18 protein-coding genes and 4 tRNA genes are annotated in these 19,177 nt (G+C 70.1%); 3 read left to right on the plus strand and 19 right to left on the minus strand.

The window, feature by feature from the left end:
• Nucleotides 1-28: 28 nt before the first annotated feature.
• From AB4078_RS14840 to AB4078_RS14875, 8 genes are all read right to left on the minus strand, one after another.
• Nucleotides 29-1,257, minus strand: a protein-coding gene (locus AB4078_RS14840) for an IS3 family transposase (protein WP_441977772.1) whose coding sequence is annotated in 2 segments (ribosomal slippage) — nt 29-975 and nt 975-1,257 — 1,230 coding nt in all. Because the reading frame shifts where the segments join, the coding sequence is not laid out codon by codon here.
• 273 nt (nt 1,258-1,530) lie between these two features.
• Nucleotides 1,531-1,602 (minus strand) — tRNA-Val (locus AB4078_RS14845).
• A gap of 29 nt (nt 1,603-1,631) precedes the next feature.
• Nucleotides 1,632-1,702, minus strand: a tRNA-Cys gene (locus AB4078_RS14850).
• A gap of 48 nt (nt 1,703-1,750) precedes the next feature.
• Nucleotides 1,751-1,826, minus strand: a tRNA-Gly gene (locus tag AB4078_RS14855).
• A 156-nt stretch (nt 1,827-1,982) separates the two neighbouring features.
• On the minus strand, nt 1,983-2,777 hold the full coding sequence (locus AB4078_RS14860) for an SDR family NAD(P)-dependent oxidoreductase (RefSeq protein WP_441977773.1): 795 nt from the start codon (nt 2,775-2,777) through the stop codon (nt 1,983-1,985).
• 89 nt (nt 2,778-2,866) lie between these two features.
• Nucleotides 2,867-3,181, minus strand: coding sequence for an ArsR/SmtB family transcription factor (locus AB4078_RS14865; RefSeq protein WP_440731815.1), 315 nt, complete (start codon nt 3,179-3,181; stop codon nt 2,867-2,869).
• Nucleotides 3,178-3,651: an SRPBCC domain-containing protein gene (locus tag AB4078_RS14870; protein ID WP_441977774.1), complete on the minus strand. Its 474-nt coding sequence runs from the start codon at nt 3,649-3,651 to the stop codon at nt 3,178-3,180. The genes AB4078_RS14865 and AB4078_RS14870 overlap by 4 nt, the downstream gene beginning before the upstream one ends.
• A gap of 157 nt (nt 3,652-3,808) precedes the next feature.
• Nucleotides 3,809-3,884, minus strand: a tRNA-Val gene (locus AB4078_RS14875).
• Between the two features lie 140 nt (nt 3,885-4,024).
• On the opposite strand from AB4078_RS14875, the gene AB4078_RS14880 reads away from it, so the two are divergent.
• Entirely contained in the window at nt 4,025-6,025 is a 2,001-nt protein-coding gene (locus AB4078_RS14880; protein ID WP_441977775.1) for an ATP-dependent helicase, read from the plus strand.
• An 18-nt stretch (nt 6,026-6,043) separates the two neighbouring features.
• Here AB4078_RS14880 and AB4078_RS14885 read toward each other — a convergent pair whose 3' ends face one another.
• From AB4078_RS14885 to AB4078_RS14925, 9 genes are all read right to left on the minus strand, one after another.
• Nucleotides 6,044-7,234: an acetate/propionate family kinase gene (locus AB4078_RS14885; protein WP_441977776.1), complete on the minus strand. Its 1,191-nt coding sequence runs from the start codon at nt 7,232-7,234 to the stop codon at nt 6,044-6,046.
• Nucleotides 7,231-9,366: a phosphate acetyltransferase gene (gene pta / locus AB4078_RS14890; RefSeq protein ID WP_441977777.1), complete on the minus strand. Its 2,136-nt coding sequence runs from the start codon at nt 9,364-9,366 to the stop codon at nt 7,231-7,233. Before pta ends, AB4078_RS14885 begins: the two co-directional genes overlap by 4 nt.
• Nucleotides 9,367-9,401: 35 nt before the next feature.
• Entirely contained in the window at nt 9,402-10,979 is a 1,578-nt protein-coding gene (locus AB4078_RS14895) for a CDP-alcohol phosphatidyltransferase (RefSeq protein ID WP_441977778.1), read from the minus strand.
• Nucleotides 10,980-11,071: 92 nt separating this feature from the next.
• Nucleotides 11,072-11,824, minus strand: a complete 753-nt coding sequence (locus AB4078_RS14900; protein ID WP_441977779.1) for a RibD family protein — start codon at nt 11,822-11,824, stop codon at nt 11,072-11,074.
• Entirely contained in the window at nt 11,821-12,786 is a 966-nt protein-coding gene (locus AB4078_RS14905; RefSeq protein WP_441977780.1) for a lysylphosphatidylglycerol synthase transmembrane domain-containing protein, read from the minus strand. Before AB4078_RS14905 ends, AB4078_RS14900 begins: the two co-directional genes overlap by 4 nt.
• The gene (locus AB4078_RS14910) at nt 12,774-13,589 is read right to left on the minus strand and encodes an SAM-dependent methyltransferase (RefSeq protein ID WP_441977781.1); all 816 of its coding nucleotides are present in this window, start codon (nt 13,587-13,589) and stop codon (nt 12,774-12,776) included. Before AB4078_RS14910 ends, AB4078_RS14905 begins: the two co-directional genes overlap by 13 nt.
• Nucleotides 13,586-14,608 (minus strand): glycosyltransferase family 4 protein, encoded by a 1,023-nt coding sequence (locus AB4078_RS14915; protein WP_441977782.1) that lies wholly within the window; start codon nt 14,606-14,608, stop codon nt 13,586-13,588. The genes AB4078_RS14910 and AB4078_RS14915 overlap by 4 nt, the downstream gene beginning before the upstream one ends.
• Entirely contained in the window at nt 14,605-15,000 is a 396-nt protein-coding gene (locus AB4078_RS14920) for a 6-pyruvoyl trahydropterin synthase family protein (RefSeq protein WP_440731825.1), read from the minus strand. Before AB4078_RS14920 ends, AB4078_RS14915 begins: the two co-directional genes overlap by 4 nt.
• Nucleotides 14,997-16,019: a zinc-dependent alcohol dehydrogenase gene (locus tag AB4078_RS14925; protein ID WP_441977783.1), complete on the minus strand. Its 1,023-nt coding sequence runs from the start codon at nt 16,017-16,019 to the stop codon at nt 14,997-14,999. The genes AB4078_RS14920 and AB4078_RS14925 overlap by 4 nt, the downstream gene beginning before the upstream one ends.
• 29 nt (nt 16,020-16,048) lie before the next feature.
• Here AB4078_RS14925 and AB4078_RS14930 point away from each other — a divergent pair, with 29 nt between their 5' ends.
• Together AB4078_RS14930 and AB4078_RS14935 are read left to right on the plus strand one after the other, a co-directional pair.
• A complete protein-coding gene (locus AB4078_RS14930) occupies nt 16,049-16,792 on the plus strand; it encodes a CDP-alcohol phosphatidyltransferase family protein (protein ID WP_441977784.1) in 744 nt (247 codons plus the stop codon).
• A 4-nt stretch (nt 16,793-16,796) separates the two neighbouring features.
• Complete coding sequence (locus AB4078_RS14935) at nt 16,797-17,198, plus strand: hypothetical protein (RefSeq protein WP_441977785.1); 402 nt, start codon at nt 16,797-16,799, stop codon at nt 17,196-17,198.
• 20 nt (nt 17,199-17,218) lie between these two features.
• Here AB4078_RS14935 and AB4078_RS14940 read toward each other — a convergent pair whose 3' ends face one another.
• Together AB4078_RS14940 and AB4078_RS14945 are read right to left on the minus strand one after the other, a co-directional pair.
• A complete protein-coding gene (locus AB4078_RS14940) occupies nt 17,219-17,809 on the minus strand; it encodes a type II toxin-antitoxin system PemK/MazF family toxin (RefSeq protein WP_441977786.1) in 591 nt (196 codons plus the stop codon).
• A 41-nt stretch (nt 17,810-17,850) separates the two neighbouring features.
• Entirely contained in the window at nt 17,851-19,086 is a 1,236-nt protein-coding gene (locus AB4078_RS14945) for an ammonium transporter (protein ID WP_440731830.1), read from the minus strand.
• Nucleotides 19,087-19,177: the final 91 nt, after the last annotated feature.

Here is a 19,177-nt window from a genome sequence, read left to right on the forward strand (position 1 = left end):
TGAATCGGCCTGGTCTTCGTTCCGACTGCTATTCCTGTCCGGCGACTGCCGGGAGGGATGATTCGTGGTCAGCGTAGTATGCGTTCTCGACCTCGAGGGGAGTTCGCAGTCCGAGCTCGCCGTGGAGGCGTGAGTTGTTCCACCACCACACATACTCGAGGGTGGCGAGTTCGACTTGCTCGACGGTCCGCCAGGGGCCCTGGCGGCGGATCAGCTCGGTCTTGTAGAGCCCGTTCACGGCCTCGGCGAGAGCGTTGTCGTAGGAGTCACCGACCGTCCCGGTTGACGGTGTCGCGCCGAGCTCCATGATCCGCTCGGTGTAGACGAGCGACATGTAGTTCGATCCGTGGTCCGAGTGATGCGTCAGCCGATCGAGAGGACCGTCTGCATCCCAGGCGGCCATGTTCAGCGCCTGCAGCGGCAACACGTCTGCCTTCAACGTCGCCGCGACATTCCAGCCGACGATCCGCCGCGAGAACACGTCCGTCACGAACGCGACATACGCGAACCCGGACCAGGTGGCGACGTAGGTGATGTCCGCGACCCAGAGCCTGCGCGGGCCGTCGGCGATGAAGCGGCGCTGCACGAGGTCCTTCGGTCGGGAACCGGCCGGATCGGATCTCGTGGTGAACGTCTTCGCGGAGCGTTTCACGCCGGTCACCCCGGCGATCTTCATCAGCCGGGCCGTCTGATCACGGCCGATGTCCCAGCCCTGCCGGCGTAGGAGGGCGTGCATCTTGCGGCGACCGTAGACACCGTAGTTCTCCGCGTGCAGGCGGCGGAGCTCCGGGACGAGGAGATCCGCCCGCAGAGCGCGCGCCGAGCGGACACGGGTCTTCGCAGCGCGGTAGCCGCGGGAGGTGAGGAACCCCTCAACCGTGCCCCGAAGGACACGGCAGATGAGCTCGACCCCGAAACGATCACGGTGCATATCGATGAACCGGATCATCGCGTCGAGGGCCGGTCGAGCTCCTTCGCGAAAAACACGGACGCGGCTTTGAGAATCTCGTTCGCCTTCCGCAGTTCCGCGTTCTCGCGGCGCAGCCGGGCGTTCTCCTCGACCACGTCACCCGCGGTCGCGGAAGGGCTGCCGCCGACGATCTCGCGATGTGACCACGTGCGCAACGTCTCGGCGCTCATGCCCAGCAGACCCGCGACATGACGGACCGCGGTCATCCGGTTCGGGTGGTCGGGGCGGGCTTCATCAAGCATCCGCAGCGCACGGGCGCGGAACTCAGCATCGTACTTCTTGGGCATCAGTTCCATCCTTGGTCAACATCGGAACGAAACCCAGGCCGATTCACGGTTTCCTGCCCGGGACCGTACGCGATCGAGGGGGTAGCCGTTGAGCCTCCGAAATCCTGTGTTGTTACGGCCGAAGCCGAGGACTTTTCCCTGTTCATACTGCGGTTCTATCCACACAGCGGCAGGGCTGCACTATTGCACGCGTCCGAGAACTGATGTTGCACGGGTGTTGCACGAAGGATCCCGGAAACGACAAAACCCCCGGAAGACCGGGGGTTTCTGTTGTGCGCGATACTGGGATCGAACCAGTGACCTCTTCCGTGTCAGGGAAGCGCGCTACCGCTGCGCCAATCGCGCCTGTTCAGGCTATTCAGTTGAGAAGAGCGAGGTGGCGACGGGATTCGAACCCGTGTAAACGGCTTTGCAGGCCGGTGCCTAGCCTCTCGGCCACGCCACCATGTGGATTCGAACCCACATGCGGAAGCCCCCGAAGGGGCTCCTGCACTGGAGCGGATGACGAGACTCGAACTCGCGACCCCAACCTTGGCAAGGTTGTGCGCTACCAACTGCGCTACATCCGCGTTTTGTGTTTCCCCGGTGTCCCGGGCACTTGAAATACATTAGCCGAGGTTTGAGGCTTCGCCAAACCGGGGCCCGTTCTCGGGCGTGTCCGGCGGGATCCCGGAGGGGCGACGGCAACCGGGCGTCCTCCGGGATCGGCCTGTCTCGACCTCGACTCAGTCGACGAGCGCCCCTGCCGACAGATTCGCGATCGCACCCGTCATCGAGGACGCGCGGTCGGAGGCGGCGAACGCAAGATACTCCGCCACCTCATCCAGCAGTGGCAGACGGCCGAGCAGCGTCGTCCCGGCGAGCCCCCCGACCCAATCCCCCATCGGAACGCCCCCGGCCGCCGCGATGCGGCCGAACATCTCCCGGGTGTACGAGGTCTCCATCGCATCGGAGATGGCATTCGGACGCACGCACACGACGCGCACGCCCACGGGCCCGAGCTCACCCGCCAGCGCGCGCGAGAATCCCTCGAGCCCCGCGGACTGCGCCGCGTTGCCGATCAGCCCGCGTCCCGTGAGGCGGGCGCCCGGCGTGGAGATCGTCAGGATCACTCCACCGCCCTGCGCGATCATGTGGCGCGACACGGCCTTGGCCGTCACGAAGTTGGTCTGCAGGTAGCCCACGACGGGGCGCAGATAGTCCTCCAGCGATGTCTCGCCGATGGGCAGGCCCTGCACGTGGTCGAAGCCGACAGCGTTGAGCGCGACGTCGATGCGCCCGGCCTCCGCGACGACGTCATCGGCATGGCGGTCGACGGCGGCCTGGTCCATCGCATCGACGACGGTGACGGAGACCTCTCCCCCCTCGCTCCTGGCCGCGACTGCCGCGGCCTCGAGGCGAGGGAGCGACCGACCGGTCAGGAAGAGCCTCGCTCCCTCACGGGCGAACACTCGCGCGGCCGCCGCGCCGATCGACCCGCCACCGCCGTGGATCACTGCGACCTTGTTCTCGAGCAGCATGATGCCGCCTCCTCTCCTGTCCTGTTGTGCAACTTTAGAATTGCACAACAGGACAGGGTGCTGCAACCATTGAATTGCAGTAAGCGGATCTACAGTCCCTCGGCGATCTCCTTGATCGCGGCCAACCGGTGTTCCCATTGCCGCCCGATCGCATCGAGCCGTCGCGCGGTCGCACTGAGCTCCTCACCGACGACGCGGTATCGGACCTCGCGCCCCACGCGGACGGGCTCGACCAGAGCGACCTCCGCGAGAACAGTCAGGTGCTTGGCGATGGCCTGCCGCGACACGGGGAACCTCTCGGCAAGAGCGGACGCCGACGCGTCGCCTTCGCCGAGTGCGGCGAGAATGCTCCATCGCGTCTCGTCGCCGAGCGCGGCGAAGACGGGAACGAGGGTCGATGTCATGCGACACCCCCGAACAGGGCGATGAGCTTGTCGAGCTCGGCATCCCACCCGCGACGATGGCTGTCGACGTTCGCCAGCGGATCCGAGGTCTTCTCGAACCCCGACTCCACGACGGTGAGTCGCGTGCCTTCTCCCTCGGGGGCGAGGGTGAAGCGAAAGACGGTCGAGTTCTCCTCATCGAGCTCGACCGGCAGCCGGTCGAGGGCGTTGTCGTTGCTCCAGCGGTAGGTCACCGATCGAGGCGGGTCGATCGCCTCGACCCGGATCGGGACGGCACCATGCCCGTCGAACGTCATCGTCCCGACACCCGCTCCGTCGAGAACGGTGCGCCCGAACCAGAGCGAGAGATGCTCCGGTTCGGTGATCGCGCGCCACACCTTCTCCGCGGGCGCAGCGATCGAGATGCTTCGAGTGACGGTGAAGGCTCGGTCGTCCGCGATCGATGCCTCATTGCGTGTCATGCTCGTCATAGACGTGCCTCCCGTGGCCCTCCGGAGAGCCTGCGATACCCTCCTGCAACCCAGAGGTTACATCAGGAGTGTGGATCCGATCACGATGCCGGGTCCGCCGTGCGAGTCGACAAGCACCGGAACGACGAAAGCCCCTGGGTCTCCCAGGGGCTTTCTATGGTGGGCGATGCCGGACTCGAACCGACGACCTCTTCCGTGTGAAGGAAGCGCGCTACCAACTGCGCCAATCGCCCATCTGTGGTTTTCACGTGCCCTGAGGCACAGGTAAAGAGCATACCCGATCCCATGAGCACACGAGGACAGCGCCGGTCGGCCGGGCGTGGCGCACCGACCCCGGTCACCGATGTCGGAGGGCCCGGATACCGTCGGCCTCGTGAGCAGCACAGACGTGATCGAAGAGCTGGACGAGATGCAGCGGCGTGCCGTCGAGCATGGCGAGGGACCGCTCGTCGTCGCCACCGGCGCGGGGACCGGCAAGACGCGCGTGCTCACCAGCAGGGTGGCACGGCTGATCGATACGGGCGTGCCCCCGGAGCGGATCCTGCTTCTCACGTTCACCCGGCGCGCAGCCGCCGCGATGACCGCGCGTGCGGCGGCGATGGTCGGCGACACGGCGCTCGCCCAGCGCATCGCGGGAGGGACGTTCCACGCCGTGGCGCACCGCGTCGTCGCCGAGTACGCGCAGCATCTGGGCCTGGCGGACGTCTCTGTGCTGGCCCCCGACGACGTCGTCGACCTGATCGATCTGCTGCGTAGCGAGCACGGGCTGGACGGCACCGACCGGCGGATGCCTACGAGCAGGGCGATGGCCGACATCGCCTCCCGGGCCGTGAGCCTGGAGAAGCCGGGACGCGAGGTGATATCCGAGCAGTTCCCCTGGGCGCTCGGACACGCCGACGAGATCATGGGGCTGCTCCGCGCCTATGCGCAGCGCAAGCGCGCCCGCGGCCTTCTCGACCTCGACGACCTCCTGGTGGCGTGGCGCGCGCTCGTCCGCGACTCCCATGTGGGTGCGAGGCTGCGCACGCGCTGGGACTGGGTGCTCGTGGACGAATACCAGGACGTGAACCGCGTGCAGGCGGACATCGTGCACGGACTCGCTCCCGACGGGCGCGGCCTGACCGTCGTGGGTGACGATGCCCAGGCGATCTACGGCTTCCGCGGCGCCGCGGCCGGCCAGCTCCAGGAGGTGCTCGAGCGTCATCCCGACGCCGAACTCATTCGCCTCGAGCGGAACTTCCGCTCGACGCAGCCGATCCTCGACCTCGCGAACGCCACCCGGCCGGAGGACTTCCCGATCCGGCTCGTCGCGGATCGTGCGGGAACCGCGCCGCGCCCCGAACTCGTCCGATGCGAGAACGCCGACGACGAGGCCCGCGCCGTCGCAGATCGGATCCTGGCCGTCCATGCCGACGGGGTGCCCTTGCGGGAGCAGGCCGTGCTGATGCGCACCGGATCGCACAGTGCGATGCTCGAGGTCGAGCTCAAGGTCCGCGACATCCCGTTCGTCAAGTTCGGGGGCATCGGCTACCTCGAGACCGCCCACGTCCGAGACCTGCTCGCGGCATTCCGTGTGGTGCTCAATCCGGGTGACGAGATCGCCTGGTACCGCCTGCTCACCCGGCACCGGGGCCTCGGCAAGGTGAGCGCGCGGCGGCTCGCAGGCATCCTCGCGGATCAGGGCATCGCAGGAGGGTCCGAGGCGATCGCCGCCGCACCCCCGACCGCCCGCGTCGGGCTCGCGACCACGCTCTCACTGCTCGGCGTCGTCGATGCCCAGTCCCCCGTGCCGGATCTGGTGGAGGCCTGCCATGACGCCGTCTCGGCGCTGCTGGAGCAGCACTACCCCGACTGGCAGCGCAGAGCGTCCGATGTCCAGGAGATCGCCGAAGCCGCGGGGCGTCAGAGCGACCTCCGCACGTTCGTCGGCGAGCAGGCGATCGATCCGGTGACGCGGACAGGTGACTGGGCCGCGCAGCCGCATCTGGACGAGGACTGGGTGACGCTTTCCACGGTCCACTCGGCCAAGGGCCTGGAGTGGTCGCACGTGCACCTGCTTCGCGCCACGGACGGCGCGATGCCATCGGACATGGCCCTCACCTCGCCTGCCGGCCTGGAGGAGGAGCGGCGCCTGTTCTACGTCGGGCTCACCCGCGCACGCGACACGCTGAGCGTCTATGCACCGGCGACGCTGCCGACGCACCCGACGGCGTTCACCGCACGGCATGTGCAGACCAAGCCGAGCAGATTCCTGACGAGTGCGGCGCTCTCATTCATGACGGTGCTCGATTCGAGGATCCCCGAGCCGGGTCCGACGGCGGCCGCTCCCGGTCCTCGCGTGAGTCTGGGAGAGCTGGACGCCCTGTTCGCGTGACGCCCGGGGCGCGGCTGTTCAAGGCAGTGTCTGCACTGTCTGGCGGGCGATCTCGAGTTCCTCGTTCGTCGGCACCACCAGCACCGTCACTCGGGACGCATCCGTCGAGATGACGCGGATCCCCGCCCCGGACGCCTCGTTGCGCACCGGGTCGATCTCGACGCCCGCGAAGCCCAGCGTCGCCATCGCCTCCCGGCGGACCAGCGCGTTGTTCTCGCCCACCCCGGCGGTGAACGAGATGACGTCGACGCCGCCGAGCTGGGCGATGTACGCCCCCGCGTACCCGCGCAGACGGTGGATGTACACCTCGAACGCAAGGGCCGCGTGCTCGTCGCCCGACGCGGCGCGAGCGAGGACGTCGCGCATGTCCGAGACGCCCGCGAGCCCCTTGAGCCCGCTACGGGCATTGAGCAGCTCGTCGAGGTCGTGGGTCGTCATGTCGGCCCGACGGGCCAGCGTGAACAGCACGGAGGGGTCGATGTCGCCCGAGCGCGTGCCCATCACGAGCCCTTCCAGGGGCGTCATGCCCATCGACGTCTCCACCGAGCGTCCTCCGCGCACCGCGGTCACCGAGGCGCCGTTGCCGAGGTGGAACACGATCTGGCGCAGGTCGTCCCGCTCACCGCCGACGAACGCCGCGGCCGCCTCGGACACGTACTTGTGCGAGGTCCCGTGGAAGCCGTACCGGCGGATCCGGTGCGCCTCGGCGAGCTCGCGGTCGATCGCGTAGGTGTACGCGGCCGGCGCGAGGGTCTGGTGGAAAGCCGTGTCGAACACTGCGACATGCGGCACGTCCGGGAAGGCGGCCTTCGCCGCGCGGATGCCCTGGAGCGCGCCGGGATTGTGCAGCGGAGCGAGCGCGGAGAGCTCGTCGATGTTGATCTCCACGAGCGGGGTGATGAGCGTCGGCTCGAAGAAGCGCGCGCCGCCGTGCACTACCCTGTGCCCGAGCGCCGCGGGAGGGGCTTTCTCGAGGGACGGCCCGTGCGCCTCGAACGCGTCCAGCATCACCTGGAAGCCGGCGGTGTGGTCGGGGATCGGCAGAATCCGCTCGGTCTCGTGTCCTTGAGCATCGACATGGACCGCTCGACCCTCCGGCTGGCCGATGCGCTCGACCAGCCCCGAAGCCAGGGCGACACCGCCGGCGACGTCGACGAGCTGGTACTTGAAGGACGAGGATCCGCTGTTGATGACCAGGACGATGCTCACGAGGCGCTTCCCTGCTGGGCCTGGATCGCGGTGATCGCGATCGTGTTGACGATGTCCTCGACGAGAGCGCCGCGGGAGAGGTCGTTGATGGGCTTGTTGAGCCCTTGCAGCACCGGCCCCATCGCCACCGCGCCAGCGGATCGCTGCACGGCCTTGTACGTGTTGTTGCCGGTGTTCAGATCCGGGAACACGAACACGGTGGCCCGGCCGGCCACCGATGACCCGGGAAGCTTCGCCCTGGCGACCGCCGCGTCGGCCGCGGCATCGTACTGGATCGGTCCCTCCACGGGCAGCTCCGGCGCACGTTCACGCACCAAGTCGGTCGCGGCGCGCACCTTCTCGACTTCGGCGCCGGATCCGGAGTCCCCCGTCGAGTACGAGAGCATCGCGACCCGGGGCTCGATGCCGAACGCGGTCGCCGTCGCGGCCGAGGAGATCGCGATGTCGGCGAGCTGCTCGCTGGTCGGATCCGGGATCACCGCGCAGTCACCATAGACCAGGACGCGGTCCGCGAGAGCCATCAGGAAGACCGAGGACACCACGGAGACCCCGGGCCGCGTCTTGATGATCTCGAACGCGGGGCGGATCGTGTGCGCGGTGGTGTGCGCGGCACCGGACACCATGCCGTCGGCGAGGCCCAGGTGCACCATGAGGGTGCCGAAATAGGAGACGTCGGTGACGGTGTCGGCCGCCTGGGCGACGGTGACGCCCTTGTGCGCACGCAGCCGCGCGTACTCCTCCGCGAACCGCGGCACGAGCTCGGGATCCGTCGGCGACACGATACGCGCCGCGTCCAGGTCGACTCCGAGCTCCCTGGCGCGAGCCCGCACCGCCGCCTCCTCACCGAGGATCACCAGGTCTGCGATCCCACCGGCGAGGACCGCACCCGCAGCCCGGAGCACGCGATCGTCGCCCCCCTCCGGGAGCACGATCGTGCGGCGCTCGGTGCGCGCCCGGTCGAACAGCTCGTACTGGAACATCAGCGGCGTCACGACATCCGAGCGCGCGACGCCCAGCCGCGCGATGAGAGCCGGCACGTCGACGTTCTGCTCGAACATCGCCAGCGCCCGGCCCACCCTGTGCGGCGCGTCCACCGAGAGGCGGCCCGGCGCATTCATGATGCGCACGGTGGTGTCGTAGGTGCCGTGATCCGTCGCGATGATGGGCACCCGCGGCCCCAGCCCGTCGAGCAGGCGTTCGATCGGCTCTGGCAGCGCGAACGGCCCGTTCAGCACGATCGCGGCGATCGACGGGAAGGTTCCCGCCGCCTGCGCCAGCAGGGTGGCCAGCAGTACCTCCTCGCGATCGGCAGGCACCACGACCACCGACGACTCGATGAGCCGTGGCAGCACGTTCACCATGGACATGCCCGCGATCACCACGTCCAGTACCTCACGGTCGAGGAGCTCCTCATCACCGCGGACCATTCGCCCGTCCAGTGCCGTGCGCACACCGCGCACGGAGGGCGCAACGAGCGAGCGATCCTCCGGGATCACCCACACCGGCACCTCCTCGGCGCTCGGCGGCCGCTCCCTCAGCACCGCCGCGACGGCGGCCGCGATCTGATCGCGCTGCGCACCGTCGGCGCGGTTGACGACGATCGCGGAGAGCACGGCCCGCTCCTGTGCCAGCTCGGCCATGCCGAGCCTGGCGAGCTGGCCCACCTGCGCGGGTGTGCGCGCCTCGGTGACGCCGAGGCGCTCGCCGTGCCCCGCGGTGTCCCTTCCGCCCAGCACGAGCAGCACCGGCGCCCCGAGATTCGCCGCGATCCGCGCGTTGACCCCGAGTTCCGCGGGAGCCGCCACATCGGTGTAGTCGCTGCCCAGGATCACGACAGCGTCGCACTGCGCCTCCACGGCCCGATAACGCTGCAGGATCCGCCCGAGGGCCGCATCGGGGTCGGCGTGGAGCTCGTCATAGCCGACGCCGATGCACTCGGCCGCATCGAGCCCGACCTCGGTGCGGCTCAGCAGCATCTCCAGCACGTCGTCGGAGCCGTCGCTTGCACGGCTGACCGGACGGAACACGCCCACTCGGGCAGCGGCTCTGCTCAGCGCGTCGATCACACCCAGCGCGACAAGCGACTTGCCGGAGTGACCTTCGATGGACGTGATGAGGATGCTCTTCGCCACGCCCTCAGCCTACGTGCCCGCTCCCTCGCCGCCGCTCATGGCTTCTCGCTGAACGCGGCGAAGAGGCGATCCCGGAAAGCGTCCATGCGCCAGATCGGAGAGCCGTCACGCGGCTGAAGGCCGCGCGTCCACCCCCAGCCGTCGATCGCCGCGAACACCGCGGGGTCGCGGGCGATGACGCTGATCGGCACGTCGTGCGAGGCGTCGGCGCCGCTCACGATCGCGGCGGGCTGGTGATCGCCGAGGACGATGACCACGAGGTTCGGATCGTCGACGTTCTCGAGGAACGAAAGCAGGGATCCGAGCGAGTACTGCACCGACTGCCCGTAGAAGCGCTGGACCGTCTCCGCGCTCTGCCAGACCGTTCCTGCGGATTCGCTCTGACCCGGCTGCGGTTCGTAGACGGAGCCGTCGCCGATCTGCTCCCAGGGCACCAGTTGCGGCAGTGGCGCCCACGGGGTGTGCGACGACACCAGGTCGATCTCGGCCATCACGGGATCATGCGGACCCGTGAGCTCCGTGTCGGCGAAGTGCTTGAGTGTGAACTGGTCGGGAATGCGCGCGTAGCCGAAGCCAGGGCCGCGGTAACCGACGTCCGTCGCGTCGACCAGCGAGTCGTATCGATAGAAGGACGACCCGGTGCGCCAGGCCTCGGTGTCCGAGGGCACGTCGGACACCGTCCGCCACCCGGCTTCACCGAACGCCCGCGCCAAGGACAGGCGGTCGCTGGCGACGAGCTGATCGTATGCCTGCTGCGTCGGCGTCCACACGCCGGTTTGCAGGGTGCCGTGCGCGAGCCAGCTCAGCCCGCCGTAGGTGGGCGATGTGAGCCAGGCGCTTTGCGCAGCGTACCCGTCGGCGACCAGGGAGGCGTTCCCGGCCCGGAGCACATCCGTCACGCCGTCGGCGATCCCCGCGCCTTCCAGCGCGACCCGGCCGTAGCTCTCGACGAACGCGACCACGATGTCCTTGCCCCGGAGTCCGCTGAGCAGGCGAGACGAGGGCATGGCCGCGAACGGATCCTCCGCGATGGCATGCGCGACCGCCGCCTGCTCCGCGAGCACGCGCTCGGTGCGCGACACCGCGGTCGCGACGGAGCCGACCGAGGCGGCGGAGGCGAGGGGATCGCCGGTCGGCGGCGGCGCCACGACCCCTGCGACCAGCCACACCACCGCGAGTCCCGCGATCACGACTCGTCCCGCGGCACGTCGCTGCACCACTTCCGAGACGCGGAGGGAGGCCCAGGCCAGCAGCATCGCGCACGCGAGGGCCGCGCAGAGGAGGCCGACCAGCAGCAGCTCTGCGAGGAAGGGGCCCACCGAGTCGACGACGACCCCATAGGCGGATCCGAGCTGCGGCCAGTCCACGAGGACGAACGGGGTTCCGACGGCGGTACGGAATCCGCGGTCGATTCCGGCGAGAGCAAGGGCAGAGGTGACGAACACACCGAACACCCCGGCTAGGACACGGCGCACGGCGCGCCACGGAACGAGCAGGAGCAGAAGCACGATCAGGAGCGACTCCGCGGGGATTCCGAGGAGTCCGTTCAGCCCGGGAGCGGGCCGATCCGTCGCCAGCAGACCCGGCACGAGCGGGAGGACGACGAGCGCCACGATCGCGACGGCCAGACCGGCGCCCCCTCCCCTCTGCGCCGGGGCCGAACCGAGGCGCGACCCTCCTGAGGTTCGACGCCGGGCCGACGGGCTCATGACCATGCGGAAGCGGCGATGGCGCGATCCCGGACGGCGGGATCGCCGTCATCCGGGCGGACGTCGCAGCGATCCGACAGGGCGTAGCGCAACAGCACCACGTCGCCGATCTGCCGCGTACCCGCCAGACGGGCGCGACGGGACGCCGTCCAGGGGTACCGGCCCGCGGCCGCGGCCCGGGGTGCGCCCGGCTCGCCGACGAAGAACGGCGCGATCACGAGCTGCAGCTCATCGACCAGGTCCGCCTGGAGGAACTGGGTGAGCACGGCACCGCCTCCCTCGACCATGAGCCGGCGGACTGCGCGGCGTTCGCCGAGGTCGTCGAGCACGGCGGCCATGGTCACCTGCGCGCCGAGGCCGACCACCGTGGCCCGCTCGCCGAGCCGTGAGCGAAGACTGCGCACGCCCTGCAACGGGGTGTACACCAGACGCGGCACCTCCCCCGCGGTGAAGAACGCGGCGTCCGGGGACAGATCACCCGACGCCGTCACCGTCACCTTCATCGGAGACGCAGCGCATCCGGACGACAGCCGCCGCGCACGCCGCCCGGTATCGCGGACCAGCAGTCGAGGGTTGTCCCGCCGCACCGTCGACGCGCCCACCAGGATCGCGTCGTTGCGGGAGCGCACCTCGTCGACCCGGTCGAAGTCGGCCTCGTTCGACATCGCCAGGCGGCGCGGTGCGGAGCCGTCGAGGTACCCGTCGATCGACATCGCACAGCTGAGAGTGACGTACGGTCGCTCGCTCATGGCCTTCTCCTCTGCTCGACGAGAAGCACGATCGCGCCCGGCAGCACGCCGATGAGCGCCAGCGCGCCGAACGCGGCGGAGGCGGACACGCCGGCGGAGGCGCCGAGGCCGACGAGTGCGAATGCCGCGCCGGCCACGGCCTCCCTCGGGCCCCAGCCGCCGACGTTGAGCGGGATGGCGGAGGCTGCGAGCACGACGAGGCCGACCGCCGCGATCGCACCGTCGGGCCGCAGTCCGACGGCGAGGGACGCCACGAGGAACAGCGCGACGTGCGACGCCACGACCACGACCGATGCGGTGATGATCGCGAGCAGCGCGGCCGGTCTTGCCAGCACCGGGCGGAGCAGGAGGTACTCCTGCCGCAGGAGCCGCCGCGGGCGCGGCAGGGCGACCGCTGCGACCGCCATCACGACGATCCCGGCCGCGATCCCTCCCGCGCCCCAGACGAGCGGCACCAGCGAGTATCCGAACCCGAGCGGCAACAGGATCGCGAGCGTCAGCGCGACCTGCACGATCTGCCCGAGGATCCGTTCGAGGGCCACGGCACGAGCGGCGATGCCCAGGCGCGCCTGGTCCCGGCCGTGCGCCCAGGCGCGATGCACGTCGCCGAGGATGCCCGCCGGAAGCACGGCATTGAGGAACTGCGACCGGTAGTAGGCGGCGAATCCGGCGCGCCGGCTCAGCGTCAGCCCGTAGCCGGTGGCGACGACCCTCCAGCGCCACGCGGCGGCCGAGGTCGCGATCACCGCGAGCACGAGGGCCGCCAGCACGGACAGCGGCGAGATGGCGGCGAGGCCGCGCAGGAACGGGCCGAGTCCGACGATCAGCACCGTCGCGACCAGGATCGCGATTCCGGCGCCGACGCGGGCGGAGAAGCGGATCGGGGAGTGATCGCGCCGCCGATCCGCTGCGTCGGGCGCGTACGGGAGGGCGCCCTCCGAGAAGGGGCTCACCGCGGCCATGCGAGCACATCCTGGTGCGAGACGGCGACGCGCAGCGTTCCCTCGTCGAGCTGGGCACTTCTCCGGGCGAGATAGGCGGCGGCATCGTCTGCGAGTTCGGGACGCTGCTCGACGGCCGCATCGACCCAGCCGTCCAGCCACGCGGCGACCAGGGGCGCGTCCGCGGGGCCGAGATGCCACGGCGTCGAGCTCGTTCGGATCCTCCATCCGGCGTCGGCGAACAGCCTCGCCAGGACGGGAGCGGCATCCGGGCCCAGCAGCCGCCGTCCGTCGGCGTCCCGCCGCTGGTGCGCGTTGAACGCGTCTCCGAGGGTGGCGTCGATGTCATCGGGAGGATCGAGGACCACCACTCCCATGACGGAGAGGCTGAAGAACGCGGGAGCACCCGCCGCGACGCAGGCACGGACGATGCGGGCCGCCTCGTCGCGGGTGACGACGTCGAGCAGGGCGGAGGCAGTGACGGCGGACGCGCCGGCGAACGCCCGAGCATCCAGTGCTTCCAGTACCTCGACGCTCGTGAGGATGCGGATCGGCCTCCCGGCGTCGTCGGCGACCGCGTCGAGGTCGAGGTGCTCGAGGATCCCGGCGTCCCCGTCGCGCAGCACCCACTCCTGGGGGCCGGGCAGCCGAGGGGCGAGCCACCGGGTCATGCCGCCGGTGCCGGCACCGAGGTCGTGCAGCACGACCGGCCCGGACGGCAGCAGGCGCGCGAGCACGGCAGCGAGCTCCGTCGAGCGGGCGGCGTCATCCGCCGCGGAACGCAGCGCGAGCCACGACGGCGTGGCGGTCGAGACGGAGCTCATGGCGTCTCCAGCGCGACGGACACGGCATCCACCGTGTCCGACCAGCTCGGCAGGCTGTCGCGAGCGGCGCGGGTCTCGGCGCGCAGCCGCCGGCGCAGCGCCGGATCCGTCATCCAGCCGTCAAGAGCGGCCGCGAGGGCACCGGGATCCCCGGGTGGGACGAGGAGGGCCCCGCCTCCGGCCACGGTGTCGGGGATGCCTCCCACCGCCGCGGCCAGGACGGGCATGCCGTGCCCGCGGGCCTCGGCGATCGCCATGCCCGAGCTCTCCACGCGGGACGGCGCCACGAGCAACCCACTGCGGCGATACTCCGCGGCGAGCTCCGGCTCCTGGAGCACACCGGTGAGTCGCACCCTGCCGGAGAACCGCTGTGCCTCGCGTGCCACCGAGGAGGCGAAGCTGCCGGACGGTGGGGAGGATCCGACGATGCGGCACGTCCAGCCCCGTCCTGACAGCCGATCGAGTGCCGCGAGCAGCACGTCCTGTCCCTTGTGCGGTGCCACGATGCCGACGCAGAGAAGGTTCAGCGCGCTCGTCTCCGCGGCGGAGGACGCCTGAGCCCGGGGCACGTCGACTCCCGGCACCGCGATCGTCACGCGGTCGGAGTCCGCCAGCCCGCGCCGGCGGAGCTCCTCCGCTGTCCACCGGCTCGTCACGATCACGTGGTCCGCTGCCGTCAGGGCACGACGCTCCGCATCCGTCGTCCGCGCCGTCGCATCCGGGAACGCCGCCGCGACCATGTGCGCCAGGACCACTGTCCGCACCCGGGCCGACGCCTCGGCCAACGCCTCCGATGCCCTGAGGGCGACGAGCCCGTCCACGAGCACGGTCGCGCCGCGCGGAACCTCCCCGAGGGCCGCCGCCGCGTCGGAGGAGCCGCTCGTCTCGACGGTCGTGACGCGCCATCCGCGGGCGCCCAGGCCGTCGCGCACGCGCCGGTCGTACACGTTTCCGCCGCTCACCCGGGCGGGATCGTCGATCCCCTCGGGGACGAGGAAGGTGACGGCGCGGCCGGTCACATCGTCACCTCGTAGGAGGCCCACGCGATGTGCGATTCGTGCAGGGTCACGGCGATGCCGGTCAGCCTGGCATCGCCGAAGCCGCCGTCGCGCGCCCGCCCTGCGAGCCTGTCGCCGATGATCTGGCACAGCCGCTCGGTCGTGGTGTTGACGCCCTGCAGGTCGGGCTCGTCATCGAGGTTGCGGTACGAGAGCGCATCGACGATCTCGTGCAGCGCGGCCGAGGCCCGACCGATATCCACGACGATTCCGTCCGGATCGAGCTCCGCGGCGCGGAAAGAGGCGTCGACGACATAGGTCGCGCCATGCAGTCGCTGCGCGGGTCCGAAGACTTCGCCGCGAAGGCTGTGGGCGATCATCAGGTGGTCACGGACGGTCACGGCGAAGGTCATGGCCTGCTCCAATCGATGGTCTGGCAGAGCTCGGCCGCGGTGCCGTCGGCGAGGCCCGCAGTCACGTCCGGCAGCTGCCGCCACGATGCGGTCGCCCCGAGCAGGACGTCGAACGCGGGGTCCTGCAGAAGGCCGAGCGCGAGTGTGAGCCGATCCCGCGTGCTTCGCCGACCGCGACGGGTCGTGGCGACTGCGCCGACCTGGCTCGAGCGGATCCTCAGCCGGCGCGAGTGGAAGTCTGCACCCAACTCGAGCGACACCGCTTCGGCGCCATACCAGCTCGCCACGAGCACCTCGCCGTCCGTGGGCGCGCACCGCAGCGCCAACTGCAGTCCGGCACCGGATCCGCTGGCCTCGATCACCACGTCCGCGTCGCCGGGCGGAGCCGCAGCGCCGGCGAACCGCGCACCGAGCGCCTCGACGACGCTCCGCTTCTCGGGGTCGATGTCGACCACGGTGACCTCGACTCCGGGGATGCCGCTCGCCAGGCGTGCCACGGCGCAGCCGATCATCCCGGCCCCGACGATGAGCACGCGGTCGCCGATGGCGGGTGCTGCGTCCCAGAGCACGTTCACTGCGGTCTCCACCGCCCCCGCGAGCACCGCCCGCCGGGCCGGCACGCCCTCGGGCACGGGCACGACGGCTCCCTCCGGCGCGACGTACCCCGACTGGTGCGGGACCAGCGCGAACACCGTCCGTCCCCGCAGCGGCAGCGGGCCGTCCTCGACCACGCCGACGTTGAGGTAGCCGTACTTGACGGGGAAGGGGAAGTCGCCGTCCTGGAAGGGAGCGCGCATCCGCTCGTGCTCGGAGTCAGGCACCGCCCCGCGCGCGACGAGCGACTCCGTGCCGCGGCTGATCCCTGTCCACAGGGTGCGCACCGAGACCTCGCCCGGGGCGGCGGGCCGCACCTGTTCGCTGCGGAACTCGCCATGTCCCTGGCCCGTCGTCCACCACGCGGTCGCCGTCTCTGCGCGATCCGCGTGAACCTCGAGCGCCCGCTGCGTCGTGTCACCCATGACTACCATGAAAGTAACACGGAGGCCGGATGCGAAAGGTTCAGCTCACGCCCTGGCTGTGGGGGGCCGCAGGAGTCCTCGCGCTGCTCACGCTCGGTGCGTTCGAACCGCTGTCGCCGGCGGGTTGGACGGCTGCGCTCGGCTACCTGGCCGTGTCGTCCCTGCTGGTCTCACGCGGGCTCCGACGGCGCAGCAGCACGCGCTTCGGCGCCGCCAACGCCGTCACGGCCGCCCGATCGATGCTCGTCGGCATCGCGACGGGCCTCGTCGTGACCTCGTTCACGGATGGAATCTCCGTCGCGCTCTTCGCGACGATCGTGGCCGCAGCCCTCGCCCTCGACGGCGTCGACGGGTACGTCGCGCGCCGCACCGACAGCGTGAGCGAACTCGGAGCCCGCTTCGACATGGAGGTCGACGCGTTCCTGCTGCTTGTGCTGTGCGTGTACGACGTGCGATTCATCGGCGGCTGGGTGCTCGCGATCGGGCTCATGCGGTACGCCTTCGTCGCCGCGGCATGGGCGCTGCCGTTCCTCGGCCGCACACTCCCCTACCGGTACTGGCGGAAGGTCGTCGCTGCGGCGTGCGGCATCGCGCTGGCGCTGATCGCCACGCAGCTGCTGCCGCCTGTCGCGAACATCGCCATCGCGGCGGGAGCGCTCCTCCTGCTGTGCGAATCCTTCGGTCGCGATGTCGTCTGGCTCGTCCGGATGAACCGGACGAGCTCGCATCTCGTGTCACCCCAGAAGGCCTCGGCTCGAGACGGAAGCAGGTAGCACGATGACGTCGACCACCACCCCGGCGCTGCGGGTCATGCGGATCCTCAGCGCGCTCGTCCTCCTCACCACCGGCGGGATCCACCTCTTCCTCGTGTTCGCAGGAGTCGGCGGGATCCTCGGCGTGATGTTCGTGCTCAACGCCGTGGCGGCACTCGTGCTCGCGGTCGGGATGCTCGTGCTCCACGGCAGGCTCGCGCAGGCCGCGACGGTGCTGTCCCTGCTGTTCCTGATCGCCACACTGGGCGCGCTTCTGCTCGCACTCACCGTGGGTCTGTTCGGGATCACCGAGGTGTGGACCTTCACGCTCGTCCCGCAGACTGTCGTCGTGGAATCGATCGGGATCGTCGTCCTCGCGGTGACGACTGTGCTCGTGCTGCGAAGCGGATCGCCGGCGCGGCGCTGAGCAGTGCGTTCAGCCCGCCCTCAGGCGGCCGCGGTCCATCCGAACCGGCGCTCCAGCACGCTCGCCACGCGCTCGAAGCGGGCGCGGTCGAGAGCGGCCGCTTCGCGCCGCACACCGGAGATGTGCACGCTGTAGAGCTGGTCGATGTCGACCCAGCTCTCCCTGCCCTGCCCGTCCCAGGGTCCAGATCCGAGCGAGAGGAAGTCGCGGTCCCCGTCGTGCGACTTGCTGGTCAGCTTGACCGCGTACACCCGCTCCGCCGACTGCGCCGCGATCACGAGCACCGGCCGGTCCTTGCCCCGGCCGTCGCGCTCGGCGTACGGCACCCAGGTCCAGACGATCTCCCCCGCGTCCGGAGCTCCGTCGCGCCGCGGCGCGTAGGCGACGTGAAGGCCGCGCACCGAGCGGGGATCGAGCTCGAGGGTCTCGGTCGCTCCGCCGTGGCCCACCGTCGGCTCCAGCGTCGCGGTGCCTGTCGAGGCGCCTGCCGTCGTGCGAGCTGCGGGGCCCTGCGGCGCCTTCTCACGGGTGGAGGTGTTCGTGACTGCCTTCGCGATCGCCGCCACGGCGGCGAAGAGCGCGGACAGGATGCCGTTGCCATTGGTGGTCACAACGACACCCTATCCGCGCCTGTCCCGCATCCCCGCGGGCCTCAGGAGGTGAGCGCGTAGCCCTCCTCGCCGTGCACTACGAGGTCGACGCCGGCGATCTCGTCCTCGCTGGTGACACGGAAACCGACGGTCTTCTCGATGGCGAAGCCGATGACCAGCGCCACGACGAAGGAGTAGATCAGCACGCCGCCCGAAGCGAGCACCTGCACCACGAGCAGCCGGAGGTCGCCGCCCGTGAACAGGCCCTGCCCCGTCGCGAAGAAGCCGAGGTAGATGGTGCCGATGAAACCGCCGACCAGGTGCAGACCGACCACGTCGAGCGAGTCGTCGTAGCCGAGACGGAACTTCAGCTCCACCGCCAGCGCGCACACCGCGCCGGTCAGCGCCCCGAGCAGCAGTGCCCAGCCCGGCGTCAGGTTGGCGCACGCCGGCGTGATCGCCACGAGGCCCGCGACGGCACCGCTGGCGGCACCGATCGAGGTGGCCTTGCCGCCGCGGATCCGCTCGATCAGGATCCATCCGAGAATGCCCGCAGCGGCCGCTCCGAACGTATTGATCGTGATCAGCCCGACGCCGTCCATACCCTTCGTGGTCCACTGCGCGCCGGCGTTGAATCCGAACCAGCCGAACCACAGTAGCGCGGCACCGAGCAGCGTGAGGGGCACGTTGTGCGGCTTCTGGATGCCCTTCTGGAACCCGATCCGCTTGCCGAGCACGAGCGCGAGGGCGAAGGCCGCGGCGCCGGCGTTGATGTGCACCGCGGTGCCGCCGGCGTAGTCGATGAACTCGATGCCGCTGTCGGCTCCGAACAACATGGCGCCCAGATGCATGATCCAGCCGCCGCCCCACACCCACGCGGCGATCGGGAAGTAGCCGACGGTCGCGAAGACGCCGACGAAGATGAGCCACGGACCGAACTTCGCCCGGTCCGCGATGGCGCCGGAGATGAGGGCGACCGTGATGATCGCGAACGTGGCGCCGTACCCCACGGTGAGCAGCGCGACGTTGGATCCCTTGCCGCTCGCGAGCGAGGCCAGGCCGAAGTCGGCGAACGGGTCACCGGCGAACTGCGTCGGCGAGGACACACTCGCCATCGACGACCCGAACAGGATCCACAGCACGGCGACGAGCCCGATCGCGCCGAAGCTCATCATCATCATGCTGATGACGCTCTTGGCCTTGACAAGACCGCCGTAGAAGAACGCCACTCCTGGCGTCATGAGCAGTACCAGCGCCGTCGCCGTCACTCCCCAGGAGATGTTCCCTGTTGCTTCCATACTGTGCGCCTCCACCTGATCGCGTCGTGCGTTTCAGTGTGGCGGCGCTGTGTTTCGCGGGAGGGAGGCGCATGTTGCGCCGGTGTTACAG

Source organism: Microbacterium sp. 2MCAF23 (assembly GCF_052115565.1).
Taxonomy (GTDB): domain Bacteria; phylum Actinomycetota; class Actinomycetes; order Actinomycetales; family Microbacteriaceae; genus Microbacterium.

What these genes read in the sequence shown, in the direction of transcription:
- AB4078_RS14925 (WP_441977783.1), bottom strand. Translation starts at nt 16,019, where the DNA reads ATGGGTGACACGACGCAGCGGGCGCTCGAGGTTCACGCGGATCGCGCA.
- AB4078_RS14900 (WP_441977779.1), bottom strand. Translation starts at nt 11,824, where the DNA reads ATGAGCGAGCGACCGTACGTCACTCTCAGCTGTGCGATGTCGATCGAC.
- AB4078_RS14860 (WP_441977773.1), bottom strand. Translation starts at nt 2,777, where the DNA reads ATGCTGCTCGAGAACAAGGTCGCAGTGATCCACGGCGGTGGCGGGTCG.
- AB4078_RS14945 (WP_440731830.1), bottom strand. Translation starts at nt 19,086, where the DNA reads ATGGAAGCAACAGGGAACATCTCCTGGGGAGTGACGGCGACGGCGCTG.
- AB4078_RS14870 (WP_441977774.1), bottom strand. Translation starts at nt 3,651, where the DNA reads ATGACGAGCATGACACGCAATGAGGCATCGATCGCGGACGACCGAGCC.
- AB4078_RS14865 (WP_440731815.1), bottom strand. Translation starts at nt 3,181, where the DNA reads ATGACATCGACCCTCGTTCCCGTCTTCGCCGCGCTCGGCGACGAGACG.
- AB4078_RS14910 (WP_441977781.1), bottom strand. Translation starts at nt 13,589, where the DNA reads ATGAGCTCCGTCTCGACCGCCACGCCGTCGTGGCTCGCGCTGCGTTCC.
- AB4078_RS14905 (WP_441977780.1), bottom strand. Translation starts at nt 12,786, where the DNA reads ATGGCCGCGGTGAGCCCCTTCTCGGAGGGCGCCCTCCCGTACGCGCCC.
- AB4078_RS14920 (WP_440731825.1), bottom strand. Translation starts at nt 15,000, where the DNA reads ATGACCTTCGCCGTGACCGTCCGTGACCACCTGATGATCGCCCACAGC.
- AB4078_RS14930 (WP_441977784.1), top strand. Translation starts at nt 16,049, where the DNA reads ATGCGAAAGGTTCAGCTCACGCCCTGGCTGTGGGGGGCCGCAGGAGTC.
- AB4078_RS14935 (WP_441977785.1), top strand. Translation starts at nt 16,797, where the DNA reads ATGACGTCGACCACCACCCCGGCGCTGCGGGTCATGCGGATCCTCAGC.